Here is an 18877-nt window from a genome sequence, read left to right as displayed (position 1 = left end):
AACGGTCGCTCATTCCCGGTTACATCAGCAGAGGTTTATCGCTATGCCTGACTACAAGGCCCCCTTGCGTGATATTCGCTTCGTTCGTGACGAACTGCTTGGCTACGAAGCGCACTATCAGAGCCTTCCGGCTTGTGCGGACGCAACTCCGGACATGGTTGACGCCATTCTCGAGGAAGGCGCCAAGTTTTGTGAGCAGGTGTTGGCTCCGCTGAACCGTGTGGGCGACATCGAAGGTTGCACCTGGAGCGAGTCCGGTGTTAAGACCCCGACCGGCTTCAAAGAAGCCTACAAGCAGTTCGTCGAAGGTGGCTGGCCAAGCCTGGCCCACGACGTAGAGCACGGCGGCCAAGGCCTGCCGGAATCTCTGGGTCTGGCGGTCAGCGAAATGGTTGGCGAAGCCAACTGGTCGTGGGGCATGTACCCGGGCCTGTCCCATGGCGCGATGAACACCATTTCCGAACACGGCACGCCTGAGCAACAAGAGGCTTACCTGACCAAGCTGGTTTCCGGCGAATGGACCGGCACCATGTGCCTGACCGAACCGCACTGCGGCACCGACCTGGGCATGCTGCGCACCAAGGCCGAGCCTCAGGCCGACGGTTCCTACAAAGTGTCCGGCACCAAGATCTTCATCTCGGCCGGTGAACACGACATGGCCGACAACATCGTGCACATCGTGCTGGCCCGACTGCCGGATGCGCCGGCTGGCACCAAAGGCATTTCGCTGTTTATCGTGCCGAAGTTCCTGCCAAACGCCGATGGTTCGATCGGTGAGCGTAACGCCGTGTCCTGTGGTTCCCTGGAACACAAGATGGGCATCCACGGCAACGCTACCTGCGTGATGAACTTCGACGCGGCCACCGGTTTCCTGATCGGCACGGCGAACAAAGGCCTGAACTGCATGTTCACCTTCATGAACACCGCACGTCTGGGTACCGCGCTGCAAGGTTTGGCCCACGCCGAAATCGGCTTCCAGGGCGGCCTGAAATACGCTCGTGATCGTCTGCAAATGCGCTCGCTGACTGGCCCGAAAGCGCCGGAAAAAGCCGCTGACCCGATCATCGTGCACCCGGATGTACGTCGCATGCTGTTGACCATGAAGGCATTCGCCGAAGGCAACCGCGCGATGGTCTACTTCACCGCCAAGCAAGTCGACATCGTCAAGTACGGCGTGGACGAGGAAGAGAAGAAGAAGGCCGATGCACTGCTGGCGTTCATGACTCCAATCGCCAAGGCGTTCATGACCGAAGTCGGTTTCGAATCTGCCAACCACGGCGTGCAGATCTACGGCGGCCACGGCTTCATCGCCGAGTGGGGCATGGAGCAGAACGTTCGCGACAGCCGCATTTCGATGCTGTACGAAGGCACCACCGGCATCCAGGCACTCGACCTGTTGGGCCGTAAAGTACTGATGACTCAAGGCGAGGCCCTCAAAGGCTTCACCAAGATCGTCCACAAGTTCTGCCAGACCAACGAAGGCAACGAAGCTGTCAAAGAATTCGTCGCGCCGCTGGCTGCACTGAACAAGGAATGGGGCGAGCTGACCATGAAGGTCGGTATGGCCGCCATGAAAGATCGCGAAGAAGTCGGCGCGGCCTCCGTGGACTACCTGATGTACTCCGGTTACGCCTGCCTGGCCTACTTCTGGGCTGACATGGCACGCCTGGCCGCCGAGAAACTGGCTGCCGGCACTTCCGACGAGGCGTTCTACACCGCCAAGCTGCAGACCGCGCGCTTCTACTTCCAGCGTATCCTGCCGCGCACCCGCACTCACGTTGCAACCATGCTGTCGGGCGCCAACAACCTGATGGACATGAAAGAAGAAGACTTCGCGCTGGGCTACTAAGCCTTAACGTCGTTCTTCAAAAAAGCCGCTGTTCCTTCGGGAACAGCGGCTTTTTTTATGTTTTAAAAAAAATCTCGGCAATTGACTCAGCAAGTCGGGGTTTGTGCCGTTACAGTTGTTGGCACATTGCCATCAATTTAAATGACGGGTTGGAGCTTTACCCTTGCCGCGTTCTTCCGCTGTCCGTGTGAGTCATTTTTTGCCGTCGTTGCTGCTGTTGCTGGCGGGGCTCGCGGCTGCCTACATCAAGGACCTGAACGTTTTCTTCACGTCGTTGTTCCACGTGCTTCCAACCCTTGTGCTGTTGCTCGGTGGTACTTACTGTGCGGTTTACCGACGCCAGCGTGAGCTGTTTCTGATGGTCACGGTGTACATCGCCTATTTCCTGCTTGACACCCAGACCGATTACTACCGTGACAACGGCACGGTGCGTGACGACGCCGCGGTGGTTTTTCATTTGTGTTGTCTGCTGTTGCCGTTGCTGTTCGGCGTATTCGCCGCGTGGCAGGAGCGCACGCATCTGTTCCAGGACATGGTCGCCCGTTTCGCCGTGTTGCTGGCCGTCGGTAGCGTCGCATTGGCGCTTGAACAAAGTTACCCACAGGCGTTGCTGGTGTGGCTGGCGGAGATTCGCTGGCCTGCCTTGCACGGCACCTGGATGAGCCTGATCCAGCTGTCCTATCCGGTGTTCATCGCATCGTTCGTGCTGCTGGCCTACCAGTATTGGCGCCACCCCAGACCTCTACATGCGGCACAGCTGGTGGGATTGCTCGGGCTGTTCTGGATGTTGCCGAAAACCTTCATCTTGCCCTTCACCCTGAACATCATGTGCAGCCAGGTGATGCTGATGATCGCGGCCGCCGTTGCCCATGAGGCCTATCAAATGGCCTTCCGTGACGAACTGACCGGGCTGCCGGGGCGCCGTGCATTGAATGAGCGCATGCAGCGCCTGGGGCGCAACTATGTGTTGGCCATGAGTGACGTCGACCACTTCAAGAAATTCAACGACACCCACGGTCATGACGTGGGTGACCAGGTGCTGCGACTGGTTGCCAGCAAACTGTCGAAAATCGGCGGGGGCGGTAAGGCGTATCGCTATGGCGGTGAGGAATTCGCCCTGGTGTTTGCCGGAAAGACCCTCGAAGAGTGCATGCCTCACTTGGAGGTCATTCGCGAATCCATCGCCACCTACAACATTCATCTGCGCAATCAGGACAGCCGTCCACAGGACGATAATCAGGGCCGCCAGCGTCGCGCCGGCGCCAGCGCCTCGAGTGTGTCGGTCACGGTCAGCATCGGCGTTGCCGAACGAGTGGAACAACGCACGCCCGAGCAAGTGCTCAAGTCCGCTGACCAGGCGCTGTACAGTGCCAAGGGCGCCGGGCGTAACTGCGTGATGGCGTTCGGTCAGAGCCGCCGTGGCGCCGTGCGCATGGACGCCGCTGCGGCTGAGTGATGACGGCGCATTCAGCGTCTGGACTGTGATTGTGAAGGGCGGGCGGCGGCAGTAGGTTTGAGTCATCTGCTGCCGGAGAAATGACCATGCCCCACTACAAGGCTCCCCTGCGCGACATGCGCTTTTTGATTGACCACGTCTTCGATTTTCACAGCAACTACGCCACCCTCGGCGCCACCGATGCCAGCCCGGACATGATCAGTGCGATCCTCGAAGAGGGCGCGAAGTTCTGTGAGAACGTGCTGTCGCCGCTCAACCGTAGCGGCGACGAAGAGGGCTGCCATTTCGACAACGGCGTGGTCACGACACCGACAGGCTTCAAGCAGGCTTTCGCCCAATACGTCGAGGGTGGCTGGCATGGCCTGGCGGCTGATCCGGCGTATGGCGGTCAGGGGTTGCCCAGCTCACTGGGGCTGGTCATCAGCGAAATGGTGGGTTCCAGCAACACGTCCTGGGGCATGTACCCCGGCCTGACTCACGGCGCCATGTCGGCGATCCACGCCCATGGCACTCAAGAGCAGAAACAAACCTACCTGAGCAAACTCACCGCCGGCCAATGGACCGGCACCATGTGCCTGACCGAAGCCCATTGCGGCACCGACCTGGGCCTCATCAAGACCCGCGCCGTGCCTCAGGCCGACGGCAGTTACGCGATCTCCGGCAGCAAGATTTTCATCTCCGCCGGCGAGCACGACATGAGCGCCAACATCATTCACCTGGTGCTGGCGAAACTGCCGGATGCACCGGCCGGGACCAAAGGCATTTCGCTGTTTATCGTGCCCAAGTTCCTGCCCGATGCCGAGGGTGAAGCGGGCGAGCGCAATGGCGTTTCCTGCGGTTCCATCGAGCACAAGATGGGGATCAAGGCCTCGGCCACCTGCGTGCTGAACTTCGACGGGGCCAAAGGCTTTTTGATCGGGGAAGCGAACAAGGGCCTCAACTGCATGTTCACCATGATGAACCACGCGCGGCTCGGCACGGGCATGCAGGGTTTGTGTCTGGGCGAGGCGAGTTTCCAGGGCGCGATCAAGTACGCCAATGACCGTTTGCAGATGCGCGCATTGACAGGTCCCAAAGCCCCGGAAAAAGCCGCCGACCCTATCATCGTGCATCCGGATGTACGTCGGATGTTGCTGACCATGAAAGCCTTCAACGAAGGTAACCGGGCACTGACTTACTTTACTGCGCAATTGCTCGACGTTGCGCATCTGAGCGTGGATGAAGCGACGCGCCAGGACGCCGAAGACCTGCTGGCGTTCCTGACGCCGATCTGCAAAGGCTTCATGACCGAAACGGGACTGGAAGTGACCAACCATGGCATGCAGGTGTTTGGCGGCCATGGCTTCATTCGTGAGTGGGGTATGGAACAGCTGGTCCGCGACTGCCGCATCGCGCCGATTTATGAGGGCACCAACGGCATCCAGGCGCTGGACTTGCTCGGGCGTAAAGTCCTCGGCAGCCAGGGCAAGCTGCTGCGCGGCTTCACAAAAATCGTCCACAAGTTTTGCGCGGCCAACGTCGGGCATCCACAGTTGGCCAGCTATGTGGCGCAGCTCAATGAGCTGAATCAGCAATGGGGCGAGTTGACGACCAAGGTCGGCATGGCGGCGATGAAAAACCCGGATGAAGTCGGCGCCGCATCGGTGGATTACCTGATGTACAGCGGTTACATCATCCTTGGCTATTTGTGGTTGCGCATGGCGTTGGTGGCTCAGGCTCAACTGGATTCGGGCAGCGGTGACGCCGATTATTGTCAGGGCAAGCTCGCGACCAACGAGTTTTACTTCAAGCGTTTGCTGCCGCGCACTGCCGCTCATCGGGCAGCAATCGAGGCAGGCAGTGATTGTCTGATGAAGCTGCCAGCGGAATTGTTCGCGCTTTAATCTTTTAAAAATGAACCACAAAGGAAGCCCGCTGAATTGTGGGCTTTTTTATGACCGAATAGTCAGTGACTAAACATTACAAAACGGTCACTGGCTGACCCTATGTGTCACAAAAGTTGTTGGGTTACACTCGGACCCAACGAAAACACAACTCCTACGATTCACCTGTTTAGATCTTGCGAGGTTTGCCATGGCTGACTACAAAGCGCCCCTGCGCGATATGCGCTTCGTTCTCAATGAAGTTTTCGAGGTCGCCAAACTCTGGGCCGAGCTGCCAGCACTGGCCGATTCCATTGATGCTGAAACGGTCGAAGCCATTCTCGAAGAAGCCGGCAAGGTCACCAGCAAAAGCATCGCGCCCCTGAGCCGTGCCGCTGACGAAGAAGGTTGCCACTGGGCGGACGGTGCCGTCACCACGCCGGCCGGTTTCCCACAGGCTTATCAGACCTACGCCGAAGGCGGTTGGGTCGGTGTCGGTGGCGACCCGGCTTACGGTGGCATGGGCATGCCCAAAGCCGTTTCGGCCCAGGTCGAAGAAATGGTCAACTCCGCGAACCTGTCGTTCGGTCTGTACCCGATGCTGACCGCGGGCGCCTGTCTGTCGATCAACGCCCACGCCAGTGAAGAACTGAAGGCTGCCTACCTGCCGAACATGTACGCCGGAGTCTGGGCCGGTTCCATGTGCCTGACCGAGCCGCACGCCGGTACCGACCTGGGGATCATCCGCACCAAGGCCGAACCTCAGGCCGACGGTTCCTACAAGGTCAGCGGCACCAAGATCTTCATCACCGGCGGCGAACACGACCTGACCGAAAACATCATCCACCTGGTTCTGGCCAAACTGCCAGATGCACCGGCCGGTCCTAAAGGGATTTCGCTGTTCCTGGTGCCCAAGTTCATGGTCAATGCCGACGGCAGCCTGGGCGCGCGCAACCCGGCAAACTGCGGCTCGATCGAGCACAAGATGGGCATCCAGGCCTCTGCGACCTGCGTGATGAACTTCGACGAAGCCGTGGGTTACCTGGTCGGCGAGCCGAACAAAGGCCTGGCGGCGATGTTCACCATGATGAACTACGAGCGTCTGGGCGTCGGCATCCAGGGTTTGGCCACCGGCGAGCGCTCCTACCAGAACGCCGTCGAGTACGCCCGCGATCGTCTGCAAAGCCGGTCGCCGACTGGCGCACAGAACCAGGACAAGGTCGCCGACCCGATCATCGTTCATCCGGACGTGCGTCGCATGCTGCTGACCATGAAAGCCTCGAACGAAGGCGGCCGCGCCTTCTCGACCTACGTGGCCATGCAACTGGACACCGCCAAGTTCAGCGAAGACGCCACCACCCGCAAGCGCGCGGAAGACCTGGTGGCCTTGCTGACCCCGGTGGCCAAGGCGTTCCTGACCGATCTCGGCCTGGAAACCACGGTTCACGGCCAGCAGGTGTTCGGCGGCCACGGTTACATCCGTGAGTGGGGCCAGGAGCAACTGGTGCGCGACGTGCGTATCACCCAGATCTACGAAGGCACCAACGGCATCCAGGCGCTGGACCTGGTCGGGCGCAAGATCGTTGGCAGCGGCGGGGCGTTCTACAACCTGTTTGCCGACGAGATTCGTCACTTCACCGCAACGGCCAGCGCTGACTTGGCAGAGTTCACCAAGCCCCTCAACGATGCGGTGACGACCCTTGACGAGCTGACTGCATGGCTGCTGGACCGGGCGAAAAACAACCCGAATGAAATCGGTGCGGCGTCGGTCGAATACCTGCAAGCCTTCGGTTACGTGGCCTATGCCTACATGTGGGCGTTGATGGCCAAGGCCGCCTTGGGCAAAGAAACGCAGGACGATTTCTACGTCAGCAAACTGGGTACCGCACGCTTCTATTTCGCCCGCTTGCTGCCGCGTATTCACTCGCTGAGCGCGTCGGTGAAGGCCGGCAGCGAGTCGCTGTTCCTGTTGGATGCCGGGCAATTCTGACGTTGTAACCTAATGTAAGCATTCTCTTACATGACGTGCTGCTGTTCTCCCATAGTCGTAAATTGGATCCACGGCTAATCTACTTCTCATGGACGTAGCGCAGGAAGCGCAAAGTAACAACACGGACACGTAGGATTCTGCCAGGACGGCGGAGTGAAATGGATGTCAGGGAAACAGTCTGCAAAGCCCCGCTTCGGCGGGGTTTTCTTTGGCCTTGAGAAAAGTGTTCTCGAGAAAAGTGTTCAGCTCAGGCCATCCAGTGCAGGCGGGCTGTTCAAGCGCTCATCCGGCCGGTTGATCACCTCCTCCAGCAACGTGCGCAGCAAGGCCAGCGATACCACTGCGTTATTTCGTCGCGGTCTACGAAGGCGTTTTTTTTGGCGGTTGCATCGTTCCGAAACATCGCCTGGTTACACTTGCCTGGAAAATCGGGCTGAACCCTGACCAACGGTACAGGTCGATTGGCTATGGGGCTCGCGTGAGCCCACTTCAATCAGGAGCTGCTTCCATGGACATTATCCGCATCATCATCGCCATTCTGTTACCGCCACTGGGTGTGTTTCTGCAAGTGGGGTTCGGCGGAGCCTTCTGGCTGAATATTCTGCTGACGCTGTGTGGCTACATTCCCGGGATCGTGCATGCGGTGTACATCATTGCCAAGCGCTGAGGGGCGTTTTCAATTTGGCAACGCCATCACCCGCCGATAGAACAACCATTCCTGCTCCAGCGCATGCGCCTGATTACCGGCTTTGCGAAAGCCGTGGCGTTCGTCCGCGTAGTAATGGGCTTCGACCAGAATACCGTTGTGCTGCAAGGCCTCGACCATGTCGCGGGTCTGCTGCGGCACTACCACGGCATCCAGCTCGCCTTGAAAGAAGATCACCGGCACGCGGATGTTGCTGGCATGCAGCAACGGCGTGCGTGCGGCATAGCGTTCGGCATCCTGTTGTGGATCACCGATCAGCCAGTCCAGGTAGTCCCCTTCGAACTTGTGCGTCGCCCGGCCTAGTGCCACAGGGTCGCTGACTCCATAAAGACTGGCGCCGGCACGAAACACCTGGTGGAACGCCAGCGCGCACAGCGCGGTGTAGCCACCGGCGCTGCCACCGCGAATGAAGGCCTGGTCGCCGTCGATCAAACCACGTTCAGCGAGATGGCTGACCACCGCGCAAGCGTCTTCAACATCGACTTGGCCCCAGCGCAAATGCAGGGCCTGGCGATAGTCCCGGCCGTAACCGCTGCTACCGCGATAGTTGAGATCGGCCACGGCGAAACCGCGTTGCGCCCAGTACTGGATGCGTGGATCGAGCATCGGATAGCACGCCGAAGTCGGGCCGCCATGGATGAACACCACCAATGGCGGCTTGGCGTCGCCGGTCATCGCCGGGTAGAAGAAACCGTGGGCTTCACCCGAACCGCTTGAGTAACGCAGGGTTTGCGGGCGACTGATTTGCTCGGCGGGCAGCGGTGCAATACCGCCTGCGAGGACCTTCACTTGCCGGGTTTGGCGATCGATGGCGATCACTGCCGATGAACTGACGGGGGAAGCCGCAATGCAGTAGATGAACTGATCATCCACGGCAAGATGGCGGAAGCGGCTGTAGTCGCCGGTAAAGTCGTCGCACGCGGTAGCGCAAAGCCCCAATCGACCGAAACCGCCTTCTGTCCAGCTGGCCAGAAAACTACCTTCGTTCAGTGGTAACCAGGTGCAACCGCCCAGTTGCCAAGGCGCCGGGCCGTGGTCGGCGGCGGCGCTTGGCAATGGGGTCAGGCCATCGGCAGATTCCATCCAGGGCTGCCAGTAACCAGCGCGATCGGTCAGGCAGAACAAGCGGCCGTTACCATCGAAGCGAGGTTGTTGCAGTGACTCTTGCGTCTGGTCGCCAGCTACGCAGCAGGGGGGAGCGAAGCCGCCATCAGCCTGGCGTTGGGCGACCATCAAACGGGTCGCGGTCCACGGCTGATCCGGGCGACTCCACTCGATCCAGGCCAGTCGTTGCGCATCGGGGCTCAAGGTCGGTGCGGCGTAAAAGTCCGCGCCTTCGGCCAGCAAATGCCGCGCGCCATCCACCAGGTCGATCGCCACCAGACGGTGTTCATTGCGGTTTTCCTCGACCGCCAGCACCTGACCATTGGCGAACTGCAGATCGCCGTATCGACACACGCCTGACGTTAGCACCTCGGGCGTCTCGCCTTGCAGTGATTGGCGATACAGCTGCTGATCGGCCTCATTGACGAACACCACGCCGTCGTCGGTCAGGCAAAACGCACCACCACCATATTCGTATACCCGACTGCGCACACTGAACTGGGGTGGCGTCAGGCAGTTGGCCACGCCATCACGCCAGTGCCAGATCCGACACGCGGCATCCTCCGGGCGGTATTCGTTCCAGAACAAGCCATGGGGGCCGATCTGCAGTTCGGCAAAATCGATGCCGGCCGCGACGGCATTGGCGGCGCTGAAGAGTTCAGTTTTTGGCGATGAGGCGTGAGTTTCGTTCATTGCGAAAGGCCAGTTGTTCAATGGTCTGGGTCGCGTGCTCCGCCTCTTCGCGGGCCTTGAGGATCACGCCGTGTTGAGGCGACTTGCTGCACACCGGGTCGGCGTTGCTCGCGTCACCGGTGAGCATGAACGCCTGGCAGCGACAGCCGCCGAAATCCTTTTCCTTCTCGTCGCATGAGCGGCACGGCTCGGGCATCCAGTCGTAACCGCGAAAGCGGTTGAAGCCGAACGAGTCGTACCAGATGTGCTGCATGCTGTGGTCGCGTACGTTGGGAAATTGCACCGGCAGCTGTCGGGCGCCGTGACAGGGCAGCGCGGTTCCGTCCGGTGTGACCGTCAGGAAAATACTGCCCCAACCATTCATACAGGCTTTTGGACGTTCTTCGTAATAGTCCGGCGTGACGAAAATCAGCTTGCACGGATGGCCTTCGGCTTCGAGTCTGGCGCGGTACTCGTTGGTGATGCGTTCGGCGCGCACCAGTTGTTCCCGGGTCGGCAATAGCCCGACTCGATTGAGCTGTGCCCAGCCGTAGAACTGGCAGGTGGCGAGTTCCACAAAGTCAGCTTCAAGGGCAATACACAGCTCGATAATGCGGTCGATCTTGTCGATGTTGTGCCGATGGGTCACGAAGTTCAGCACCATCGGATAGCCATGGGCTTTCACTGCGCGGGCCATTTCCAGCTTTTGCGCGAAGGCCTTTTTCGAGCCCGCCAGCAGGTTGTTCACCTGCTCGTCGCTGGCCTGGAAACTGATCTGGATGTGATCGAGGCCGGCTTTCTTGAAATCGCTGATTTTCTGCTCGGTCAGGCCGATGCCGGAGGTGATCAGGTTGGTGTAGAAACCCAGCTTGCGCGCCTCGGCAATCAGCTCGGCAAGGTCCTGGCGCACCAGCGGCTCACCGCCGGAAAAGCCCAGCTGCGCCGCGCCCATCTCGCGTGCCTCGCGGAACACCTTGATCCATTGTTCGGTACTGAGTTCTTTGCCTTGTTCAGCAAAATCCAGCGGATTGGAGCAGTACGGGCATTGCAGCGGGCAGCGGTAGGTCAGCTCGGCCAGCAGCCACAGGGGCAGGCCGATCTCGGGTTTGGGCGGCACTTGCCTCGATGAATCAGGCAAGTTTGATCCAGTGCTGAGCACGGGCAACCTCCATGAATTGCTCGATGTCGTCACCGAGCTCAGGCACGCCCGGAAACTGTTTGTCGAGCTCATTGATAATCGCGGCGACATCCCGCTCGCCATCGATCAAGCCGCCAATCAGCGCGGCGCTTTCATTGAGTTTAATCATTCCTTCGGGATACAGCAGCACGTGGCCTTTCTGCGCCGGTTCGTACTGGAAACGGTAGCCAGGGCGCCAGGTCGGGGTCTTGCTGCGATCGAAACTCATAGGGTGATTCCTTTATGCCAGACCCGATGCTCGGTCACGCTGTGATACGGCGGGCGATTGAGTTCGTAGGCCATGCTCATGGCATCGAGCATGCTCCAAAGAATGTCCAGTTTGAACTGGAGAATTTCCAGCATGCGTTCCTGGCCTTCCCGGGTCTTGTAGTGCTCGAGGGTGATTGCCAGACCGTGCTCGACATCGCGCCGCGCCTGGCCCAGGCGCGTGCGGAAATACTCGTAGCCGGCGGGGTCGATCCACGGGTAATGCTGCGGCCAACTGTCCAGGCGCGACTGATGGATCTGCGGTGCGAACAGTTCAGTCAGCGAGCTGCTGGCAGCTTCCTGCCAACTGGCCCGGCGGGCGAAGTTGACGTAGGCATCGACGGCGAAACGCACACCGGGCAGCACCAGTTCCTGGGAGCGCAATTGGTCCGGGTCGAGGCCGACGGCCTCGCCCAGGCGCAGCCAGGCTTCGATGCCGCCGTCTTCGCCGGGGGCGCCGTCATGGTCCAGCAGGCGTTGAATCCATTCGCGGCGGATCTCGCGGTCCGGGCAGTTGGCCAGGATGGCGGCGTCCTTCAGGGGAATGTTCACCTGATAGTAAAAACGGTTGGCGACCCAGCCCTGGATTTGCTCGCGGGTCGCCCGGCCTTCATACATCGCCACGTGATACGGGTGATAGATGTGGTAGTAGGCGCCCTTGGCGCGCAGGGCGGCTTCGAATTCGGCGGGGGACATCGGGGTGTCGGTCATTGCTGCTCTCCGGGTACAACCGGTGGATTCTTTGGTGTCTGGGCTGGCCTCATCGCGAGCAAGCTTTGCTCCTACAGGTCATGGCACAGCCCTGTAGGAGCAAAGCTTGCTCGCGATAGGGCCAGCCGTTACAACACAATACTCATGCCGTCATACGCCACTTCAACATCGCGCCGATCCAGCTCCGCCCGCTGCGGCGAGTCCTCATCGAGAATCGGGTTGGTGTTGTTGATGTGGATAAGTACTTTGCGCTGCCTGGGCAGTTGCTCCAGCACTTCGAGCATACCGCCAGGTCCGTTTTGCGCCAGATGGCCCATCTCCCGGCCGGTACGGGTGCCGACACCACGGCGCTGCATTTCGTCGTCGTCCCACAGCGTGCCGTCGACCAACAGGCAATCGCTGGCAGCCATGATCTCCAGCAGCGGCGCGTCGACTTTGCCCAGGCCCGGTGCGTAGAACAGCTTGCCACCGGTATTGAGGTCTTCGACGATCAGACCGATGTTGTCGCCCGGATGCGGGTCGAAGCGATGCGGCGAGTAGGGCGGAGCGGCGCTGCGCAGGGGCAGCGGGGTGAAACGCAGGTTCGGGCAGGCCGCAATGGTGAAGCTCTGGTCGAGTTCGATGCGGTTCCAGCTCAGGCCACCGTTCCAGTGGGTCAGCATGTTGAACAGCGGGAAGCCGGTGCTCAGGTCTTCGTGGACCATGTCGGTGCACCAGACCTGATGCGGGCAACCCTCGCGCAGGCTGAGCAGGCCGGTGGTGTGGTCGATCTGGCTGTCCATCAGGATGATCGCGCTGATCCCGGTATCACGCAGTGCACGTCCCGGTTGCATGGGCGCGAAGCTCTGGAGCTGGGCACGGATGTCCGGGGAGGTGTTGCACAGCACCCAATTCAAGCCGTTATCGGAAATCGCGATGGACGATTGGGTGCGCGCCTTGGCCCGCAGGCTGCCGTTGCGAAAACCTGCGCAGTTCTCGCAATTGCAGTTCCACTGTGGAAAACCACCGCCAGCGGCGGAACCTAGGATCTGGACAAACATGGGCGCTCCATCATTTCAACGCTGAAAATAAAACGCCTCGGATAACCGAGGCGTTGTGCTGCAATCCTGCCAGGGCAGAGATCAGCGGCTTGCGAAGTACATGGTGACTTCAAAGCCGATACGCAGGTCGGTGTAAGCCGGTTTGGTCCAGGCCATCAGTTGAACTCCTTCAGGTAGGGTTGGACAGCGCTATCTATATGTATAGTCCACCTCCAGTAAGAGATGTTCCAAATAGTTAGGCTGCTATGTTACTCAAAATTTCACAGGGATTACCCGTGAAACTTTGAAAAAGCTCCTTACAGTCTGGGTAATGATCATTTTGTCACTTGCCAGGGTGCGCCGGGTGCAGGGCTGTTCGCCAGGCAGCGCCAGCCGCCTTCAGCCTGGTTCAAGCGCTGAACCGCGGCCAGCAATGCAGCGCGGTCGGTCAGGAGAATGGCCTGGGGCAATTGCGTCAGATAATCCGACGGGTGGCCAGCCAATTTGCCCTGCCAGAGCAATTCGGCGGTTTGACTTGTGGTCAGGGCGGCGTTGGAAAATTGATCCACCAGGGCTTGGCGTTGGCTGATGAAGGCGCTCTCGTCGAGGGACTGGATCAGCGCTGGCAGCCCGTGCAGGAACTGTTCGATGTGCTGCAAGAGGACCGCCGCGGCAACATTCGGCGATTGCACACCGAACAGCAGCCCGGTCTGCCCGTGAACCTGTCGCAGGGCACTGAACACCGCGTAGCCCAGTTGCAACTCCACCCGCAGGCGCTGATAGAACGGGGTCTGACAGACATGGGCGAGTAAACGCAAGGCGGCTTCGTCGGCCAGTTCCTGGGTGGCTGTCGGACAGAACAACAACAGCGCATGCTCGTTTGAGTCGGCGCTGGAATCGGCCTCTACGGTGCTCCACAGGTGCTGCGCATGAATTGACGATGTCGGTGCCTGTTGCGTGTCCGCAGTCCCCGGCACTCGACTCAACGCAAGCCCCATGGCCGCTTGAGTCTGGGCGCAGAAACCTATCGCCAGGCCGGTCCAGCGAGCACTCGACCACAGTTGCGCCAGGTTGTCCGATTCGGCCGATGGCTCAAGGCAGTGATCGGGCAGCACCTTGAGTAGCTGTCGAATCGGCATCAAGGCGGGGCGGGCCGGTGTTTGCTGGGAGAGCGCTGTCTCAGGTTGGGTCAGCAGGTTCAGCGCGTGTTCGAGGATGGTGGGCATCGGCGCTTGGAGGCCGGTCATTTTCAACAGCCATTGATTGCCCGATGCGTCGAAAGAAAAATCCACGCCGGCCTGACCTGCGTCTTCGCGCAACGCTTGCAGGTTGTTGTCCAGGCGCGATTGAAGGCTGGCGCCGGGGGCCGCCTCCAGGCGCCAGCGCAGGTACACCGCGCCTTCAGCGCCGTTATCCGGCAGCGCCTGGCAAAATTGCATCGGCGAACGTTCGCGGCGACTGCGTGAGCGATCTTGAGCAAAGGTGCGCAGGCCTCGGTGGGCGCTGGTTTGTCCGCGAATCAAGCCGGCGTTGGGAGCCGCTGCTTCGGTGTGCAGGAACGGATTGGGCGCGGGGAGTTGCCACGGGCCGCTGAAGTTATCCACAGCGCCGATTTTTTCCAGAATAGCCTTGAGGGCGGTCACACCGACTTCGGATAACCCTGTTTCGCGATCTTCGCTGTCCTGCCGAGCCAGCTGCAAAGCACTGCTGATACCTTGCTGGCGCTGGTGCAGCGCTGCGTATTCCTCGCGTAACCCGCTCCAGTCCTGTCGGGCGAAAAAGCCCAGCCAGTCCTGCAATTGCTCGCCAATGCCGGTCGTCGGTGAATTGGCAGGCAGCGTGAACTCAATGTGCAGCAAGGCTTGTCCGGCGAACTGATACAAGGGGTGCGCCTTGAGATTTTCAGCCCGGCCCTGTTTGCGCAGTTCAGCCAGCAGCCCACCGGGTTTCGCGCTGTTCAGCCAATGGCACAGAAAGTCCAGCGCTTCTGGCGATGAGTCGGGCAGTGCTTCAAGGGAAAACAACAGGTCCATCCGATGCTCACCGGCCTGTTGATAACGGTTGCCCGCCCCAGCCATCAGCGGTGTGGGAACTTGTTGCGCGACCTTCTCGCCCTTGGCAATGACCTTGCCGAATGCTTCGGCCAACAGCCTCAACTCATCAAGGCTCTGGGGACCGGCAAGGCTCAAGGTCATTTGTGCGGTCTGGTAATAGCGCTGGTAAAAATCCTGCAAGGCCTGCTGGAATTCGGGTTGCGGCACCGGCAGGCTGTCGCGGTTGCCAGCATGAAAACCGCGCAATGGATGAGCCTCGCTAAGCCCGCCCAGCAGGGCCAGCCGCTGCTGCGCCGCGGCATCCTGCGACCAGGCGATGAATTCCGCGTGCAGCACTTCCCGTTCCCGGCGCTGCTCGTCCAGATCCATCCGTGGATGGGCGAGCATGTCTGCCAGCCGCTCCAGGCCCTCGGCAAACGCCTGGGGTGGCAGCTCGAAAAAGTAATCGGTGGTGCGCTCGCAGGTTTGCGCATTGACCTGGCCACCGTGACGCTGGACGTAGGCCATCAGCCCTTGATCGGCGGCAAAGCGCTCGGTACCGAGAAACAGCAGGTGTTCCAGAAAGTGCGCCAGGCCTGGCCAGGCCAGCGGCACATCATGGCTGCCGACAGCAACCCGCAACGCCGCCGCGCAGCGCTTCAAGTCCGGGGCATGACGCAGCGTCACCCGCAAGCCGTTGGCCAGGGTTTCAGTGTGGGGGCGAGGGTGATTCAGCGCAGGCATGAGCACTTCCAGAACAGAGAAGTGCCAATGCTAGCGGATAACGGTGGCTCAGCGCTTGTTCAGCGCGCCGTAAAGCTCGGGGCGGCGATCGGTCAGGTAGCGATTGGCGGCGCGGGATTCGACCATCAACTGGCGGTCCAGCTCACCGACAATCAGTGCCTCATCGAGCCCCGCCTGGGCGATGCGGCTGCCATCCGGTGCGGCGATGCTGCTTTGGCCACAGTAGTGGATATCGCCTTCGTGGCCGCAATAGTTGGCATACGCCACATAGCACTGATTCTCGAAAGCCCGGGCGCGGACGGTGACGTCAGCGATGAAATCGAACGGGATCATGTTGGCCGTCGGTGCCAGTATCAGTTCGGCACCGGCCAGGGCCAGGCGCCGGGCGTTTTCCGGAAACTCGAGGTCGTAGCAGATCAGGAACCCGAGCTTCCAGCCGTTGAGCTCAACGATAGGGAAATCGTCGGTACCGGCGCTGAACATCGAACGGTCGAGGTCACCGAACAGGTGCGTCTTGCGGTAGTTGCACAGACGCTCGCCATTGGCGTCGATCAGTTGCACGGCGTTGTAGATCTGTCCGTCCCCGGTGCGTTCGGGATAGCCATACAAAATGGCGATCCCGGCGGCCTTGGCAATACGCGCAATCTGTTGCGCCGATTCACCGTTGTGCACCTCTGCCAGCACACTGACAGCATCGACGCCGATGTTGTAGCCGGTCAGGAACATCTCCGGCAGTACCAGCAAGTCGGCGCCCTTTGCCTCCAGGGCCAGCTGATGCAGGCGCTGAAGGTTGCCGGCGACATCCAGGGGCAACGGTGGACATTGGTAAAGGGCTACGCGCATTTCGGATTCCTCTTACTCGGGCAGGGCGATCGGACCGATCTCGTTGAACACATCTCCTGGACCCGGATTCTCGGCGTGAGTTGCACCGCCGAAGTGCTTCATGATGCCCCACACCGCATTGAGCGAGGTCTGCACCGCGCCTTCGACCCAGGCGGGCGTCCATGAAACGTCGTCGCCGGCGATGAATATTCCGCGCTGTTCGGCCGGCATGTCGTCCTGCATGAAATGCGCGTACATGCGCTGGTTGTAGCGGTAGTGGCCGGGCAGGGCACCCTTGAAGGCGCCGAGGAAATGCGGGTCGGCTTCCCAGGACACGGTGATCGGATCGCCGATGATTCGCGCGGCGATGTCGACTTTCGGGTAGATCTTTTTCAGCGCATCCAACGCCAGTTTTACGCGTTTTTCCACCGGGTGCGGGAGCATTTTCAAGGCGTCGCTCATCCACGAATACGACAGGCAAATCACCCCGGGCTTGTCGTCGCCGTTATCGAACAGGTACGTGCCACGGGTCAGGCGATCGGTGAGGGTCATGCTCATCAGGTCGCGGCCGGTTTCCGGATCTTTGTCCTTCCAGAACGGGCGGTCGACCATCACGAAGGTTTTCGACGACTGCATGTAGCGGGTGCGGTCCAGGGCCATCCACATCTTCTGCGAGAACAGGGTTTCGTCGCATTCGATCTGGGTCGTCAGTAGCCAGCTCTGGCAGGTGGTCAGTACCGCGGCGTATTCGCGGGTGTCGCCGTTGTTGTCGGTGACCGCAAAACGGCCGTCCGGCGCGTGGGCGATTTTCTTCACGCCGGAACGTGGAGCACCGCTGTGCAACGACTTGAGGCTGGTGCCCTGCGGCCAGTGCACGCAGCGTTGCGGGACATGGCGCCAGATGCCCTGCGGCACTTGTTCCACACCACCGACCACCAGATGCTGGTGATCGTCGCAGTTGGTCATCACCACGCGGAAGATTTCCAGCATCGAGTTGGGGAAGTCCGAGTCCCAGCCACCGGTACCGAAACCGACCTGGCCGAACACTTCGCGGTGATGGAACGACAGCTTGGCGAAGGCTTTGGAGGTGGCAACGAAATCGTAGAAGGTGCGGTCGTCCCACAGCGGCACGAGGGTGTTCCATAGCTCCTTGAGGCGCGGTACGTCGCGATCGCGGATAGCCTGCTGGATATCAGCGAACTGCGAGCCGGCTTCCAGGGCATCGGCCCAGGCGTCGGCGACTTCCTGGAACAGTGCAGGAAGATCCGCCAGTTTCTGTGCGTAATGGGTCTTGCCTTCCAGATCGATAACGGTGCTGCCGGAGGCAGGTGTCAGCGGGTTGGGGAAGGGTTTGGTTTCAAGGTTCAGCTTGTCGACGTAGTGATAGAACGCGGTAGACGATACCGGAAAGCGCATGCCGCCCAACTCGGCGACGATGCCATCGGTGCCATTGAACGCTTGGGAGCGCAGGCGGCCGCCCAGCTTCGAGGCCTCATAGACCACGGGCTTGAGGCCAAGCTTCATCAATTCGTACGCGGCCACCAGCCCTGCAATACCGGCGCCGACAATCGCCACTTCGGCACCGTGATTGTGCTCGGGAATGCTGCCCAGGCCGGCCGGGTGTTCGATCCAGTCGTCGAAGGCGAAAGGAAAGTCCGGACCAAAAATGGTGACTGGTTTTTTACCGTCTGCAGGATGGCGATTGTTCTTGTTCATGGCTGACCTTGCTGTCGACCCGACGCGGAATGCGCATCTGAGTATAGGAAAAGATGTCAGCCATTCTAGAGAGCGTAGAACACGTTAATAAGACGCAATATGTCGTCGTTTTGCCAGTTAATTGATCAATATGACGATCTATTGCTACACACCGTCAAATTTGGGGGTACTTAAACCGGCTGCCCCCGATCAATTTTGCTGCTCAATATGATCGACGTCGTCGTCTTCTCCACCCCATCGACACTGCCAATCTGATCCAGCAACTGATCCAGCTGCTCCGGCGAATCAGTGCGCAGCCACGCCACATAATCAAATTCGCCACTTACCGCACATAGCTGCTGCACTTGGGCCATCGCACTCAGGCGCCGCAGCACTTCCTTGCCGGAACGCGGCTGCACGGTAATCCCCACATACGCCTGCAGCCCGCCATCTACCACGCGCTGGCCGAGCCGTACGCCATAACCCGTAATGACCTTGGCCTTTTCCAGCCGAGCCAGGCGCGATGTGACGGTGGTGCGGGCGATGCCCAGTTGCCGGGCGAGCATGGCCACGCTTTCGCGGGCATTGATCTGCAGGGCCGCAATCAACTGACGGTCGATTTCGTCAAGAACGGGCGGGCGAATGTCAGGCAAGGGCGGTCTCCAGCGGCATGGATCAATGTCCAGGCATGTTACAGGCACATCCCGCACAGCGCTCGCGACGGCTATCTGATCGAGCCTCAGTACCGTTCATGACATTTCTGCCTGCGA

15 protein-coding genes are annotated in these 18877 nt (G+C 60.2%); 5 read left to right on the top strand and 10 right to left on the bottom strand.

The window, feature by feature from the left end; translation table 11 throughout:
* Nucleotides 1-43 precede the first annotated feature (43 nt).
* The 5 genes from ACA058_RS28335 to ACA058_RS28315 all read left to right on the top strand — a co-directional run bounded on the left by ACA058_RS28335 (nt 44) and on the right by ACA058_RS28315 (nt 7824).
* Nucleotides 44-1849: a phenylacyl-CoA dehydrogenase gene (locus tag ACA058_RS28335; RefSeq protein ID WP_497636851.1), complete on the top strand. Its 1806-nt coding sequence runs from the start codon at nt 44-46 to the stop codon at nt 1847-1849.
* A gap of 163 nt (nt 1850-2012) precedes the next feature.
* On the top strand, nt 2013-3305 hold the full coding sequence (locus ACA058_RS28330; protein WP_497636850.1) for a GGDEF domain-containing protein: 1293 nt from the start codon (nt 2013-2015) through the stop codon (nt 3303-3305).
* 86 nt (nt 3306-3391) lie between these two features.
* Entirely contained in the window at nt 3392-5188 is a 1797-nt protein-coding gene (locus ACA058_RS28325) for an acyl-CoA dehydrogenase C-terminal domain-containing protein (RefSeq protein WP_497636849.1), read from the top strand.
* Nucleotides 5189-5378: 190 nt separating this feature from the next.
* On the top strand, nt 5379-7157 hold the full coding sequence (locus ACA058_RS28320) for an acyl-CoA dehydrogenase C-terminal domain-containing protein (RefSeq protein WP_497636848.1): 1779 nt from the start codon (nt 5379-5381) through the stop codon (nt 7155-7157).
* 508 nt (nt 7158-7665) lie between these two features.
* On the top strand, nt 7666-7824 hold the full coding sequence (locus ACA058_RS28315) for a YqaE/Pmp3 family membrane protein (RefSeq protein ID WP_033050408.1): 159 nt from the start codon (nt 7666-7668) through the stop codon (nt 7822-7824).
* Nucleotides 7825-7833: 9 nt separating this feature from the next.
* Here the strand turns inward: ACA058_RS28315 and ACA058_RS28310 are convergent, their stop codons facing one another.
* From ACA058_RS28310 to ACA058_RS28265, 10 genes are all read right to left on the bottom strand, one after another.
* The gene (locus ACA058_RS28310; protein ID WP_497636847.1) at nt 7834-9660 is read right to left on the bottom strand and encodes a S9 family peptidase; all 1827 of its coding nucleotides are present in this window, start codon (nt 9658-9660) and stop codon (nt 7834-7836) included.
* Nucleotides 9626-10798 (bottom strand): pyrroloquinoline quinone biosynthesis protein PqqE, encoded by a 1173-nt coding sequence (gene pqqE / locus ACA058_RS28305; RefSeq protein WP_497636846.1) that lies wholly within the window; start codon nt 10796-10798, stop codon nt 9626-9628. The genes ACA058_RS28310 and pqqE overlap by 35 nt, the downstream gene beginning before the upstream one ends.
* Nucleotides 10770-11045, bottom strand: coding sequence for a pyrroloquinoline quinone biosynthesis peptide chaperone PqqD (pqqD, locus tag ACA058_RS28300; protein ID WP_497636845.1), 276 nt, complete (start codon nt 11043-11045; stop codon nt 10770-10772). Before pqqD ends, pqqE begins: the two co-directional genes overlap by 29 nt.
* Complete coding sequence (gene pqqC / locus ACA058_RS28295; RefSeq protein ID WP_497636844.1) at nt 11042-11794, bottom strand: pyrroloquinoline-quinone synthase PqqC; 753 nt, start codon at nt 11792-11794, stop codon at nt 11042-11044. The genes pqqD and pqqC overlap by 4 nt, the downstream gene beginning before the upstream one ends.
* 128 nt (nt 11795-11922) lie before the next feature.
* Nucleotides 11923-12834: a pyrroloquinoline quinone biosynthesis protein PqqB gene (pqqB, locus tag ACA058_RS28290; protein ID WP_497636843.1), complete on the bottom strand. Its 912-nt coding sequence runs from the start codon at nt 12832-12834 to the stop codon at nt 11923-11925.
* A gap of 81 nt (nt 12835-12915) precedes the next feature.
* Nucleotides 12916-12990: a pyrroloquinoline quinone precursor peptide PqqA gene (gene pqqA, locus ACA058_RS28285; protein WP_003444522.1), complete on the bottom strand. Its 75-nt coding sequence runs from the start codon at nt 12988-12990 to the stop codon at nt 12916-12918.
* Between the two features lie 158 nt (nt 12991-13148).
* A complete protein-coding gene (pqqF, locus tag ACA058_RS28280; RefSeq protein ID WP_497636842.1) occupies nt 13149-15590 on the bottom strand; it encodes a pyrroloquinoline quinone biosynthesis protein PqqF in 2442 nt (813 codons plus the stop codon).
* A 48-nt stretch (nt 15591-15638) separates the two neighbouring features.
* Complete coding sequence (locus ACA058_RS28275; RefSeq protein ID WP_497636841.1) at nt 15639-16433, bottom strand: carbon-nitrogen hydrolase family protein; 795 nt, start codon at nt 16431-16433, stop codon at nt 15639-15641.
* A 12-nt stretch (nt 16434-16445) separates the two neighbouring features.
* Nucleotides 16446-18128: a flavin monoamine oxidase family protein gene (locus tag ACA058_RS28270; RefSeq protein WP_497636840.1), complete on the bottom strand. Its 1683-nt coding sequence runs from the start codon at nt 18126-18128 to the stop codon at nt 16446-16448.
* 170 nt (nt 18129-18298) lie between these two features.
* Entirely contained in the window at nt 18299-18760 is a 462-nt protein-coding gene (locus tag ACA058_RS28265) for an Lrp/AsnC family transcriptional regulator (protein WP_046029956.1), read from the bottom strand.
* Nucleotides 18761-18877 lie beyond the last annotated feature (117 nt).

It is taken from the genome of Pseudomonas sp. LBUM1649, from assembly GCF_059716155.1.
Note: the sequence above shows the minus strand (reverse complement) of the source record. Positions and strands in the feature narration are given on the sequence as shown.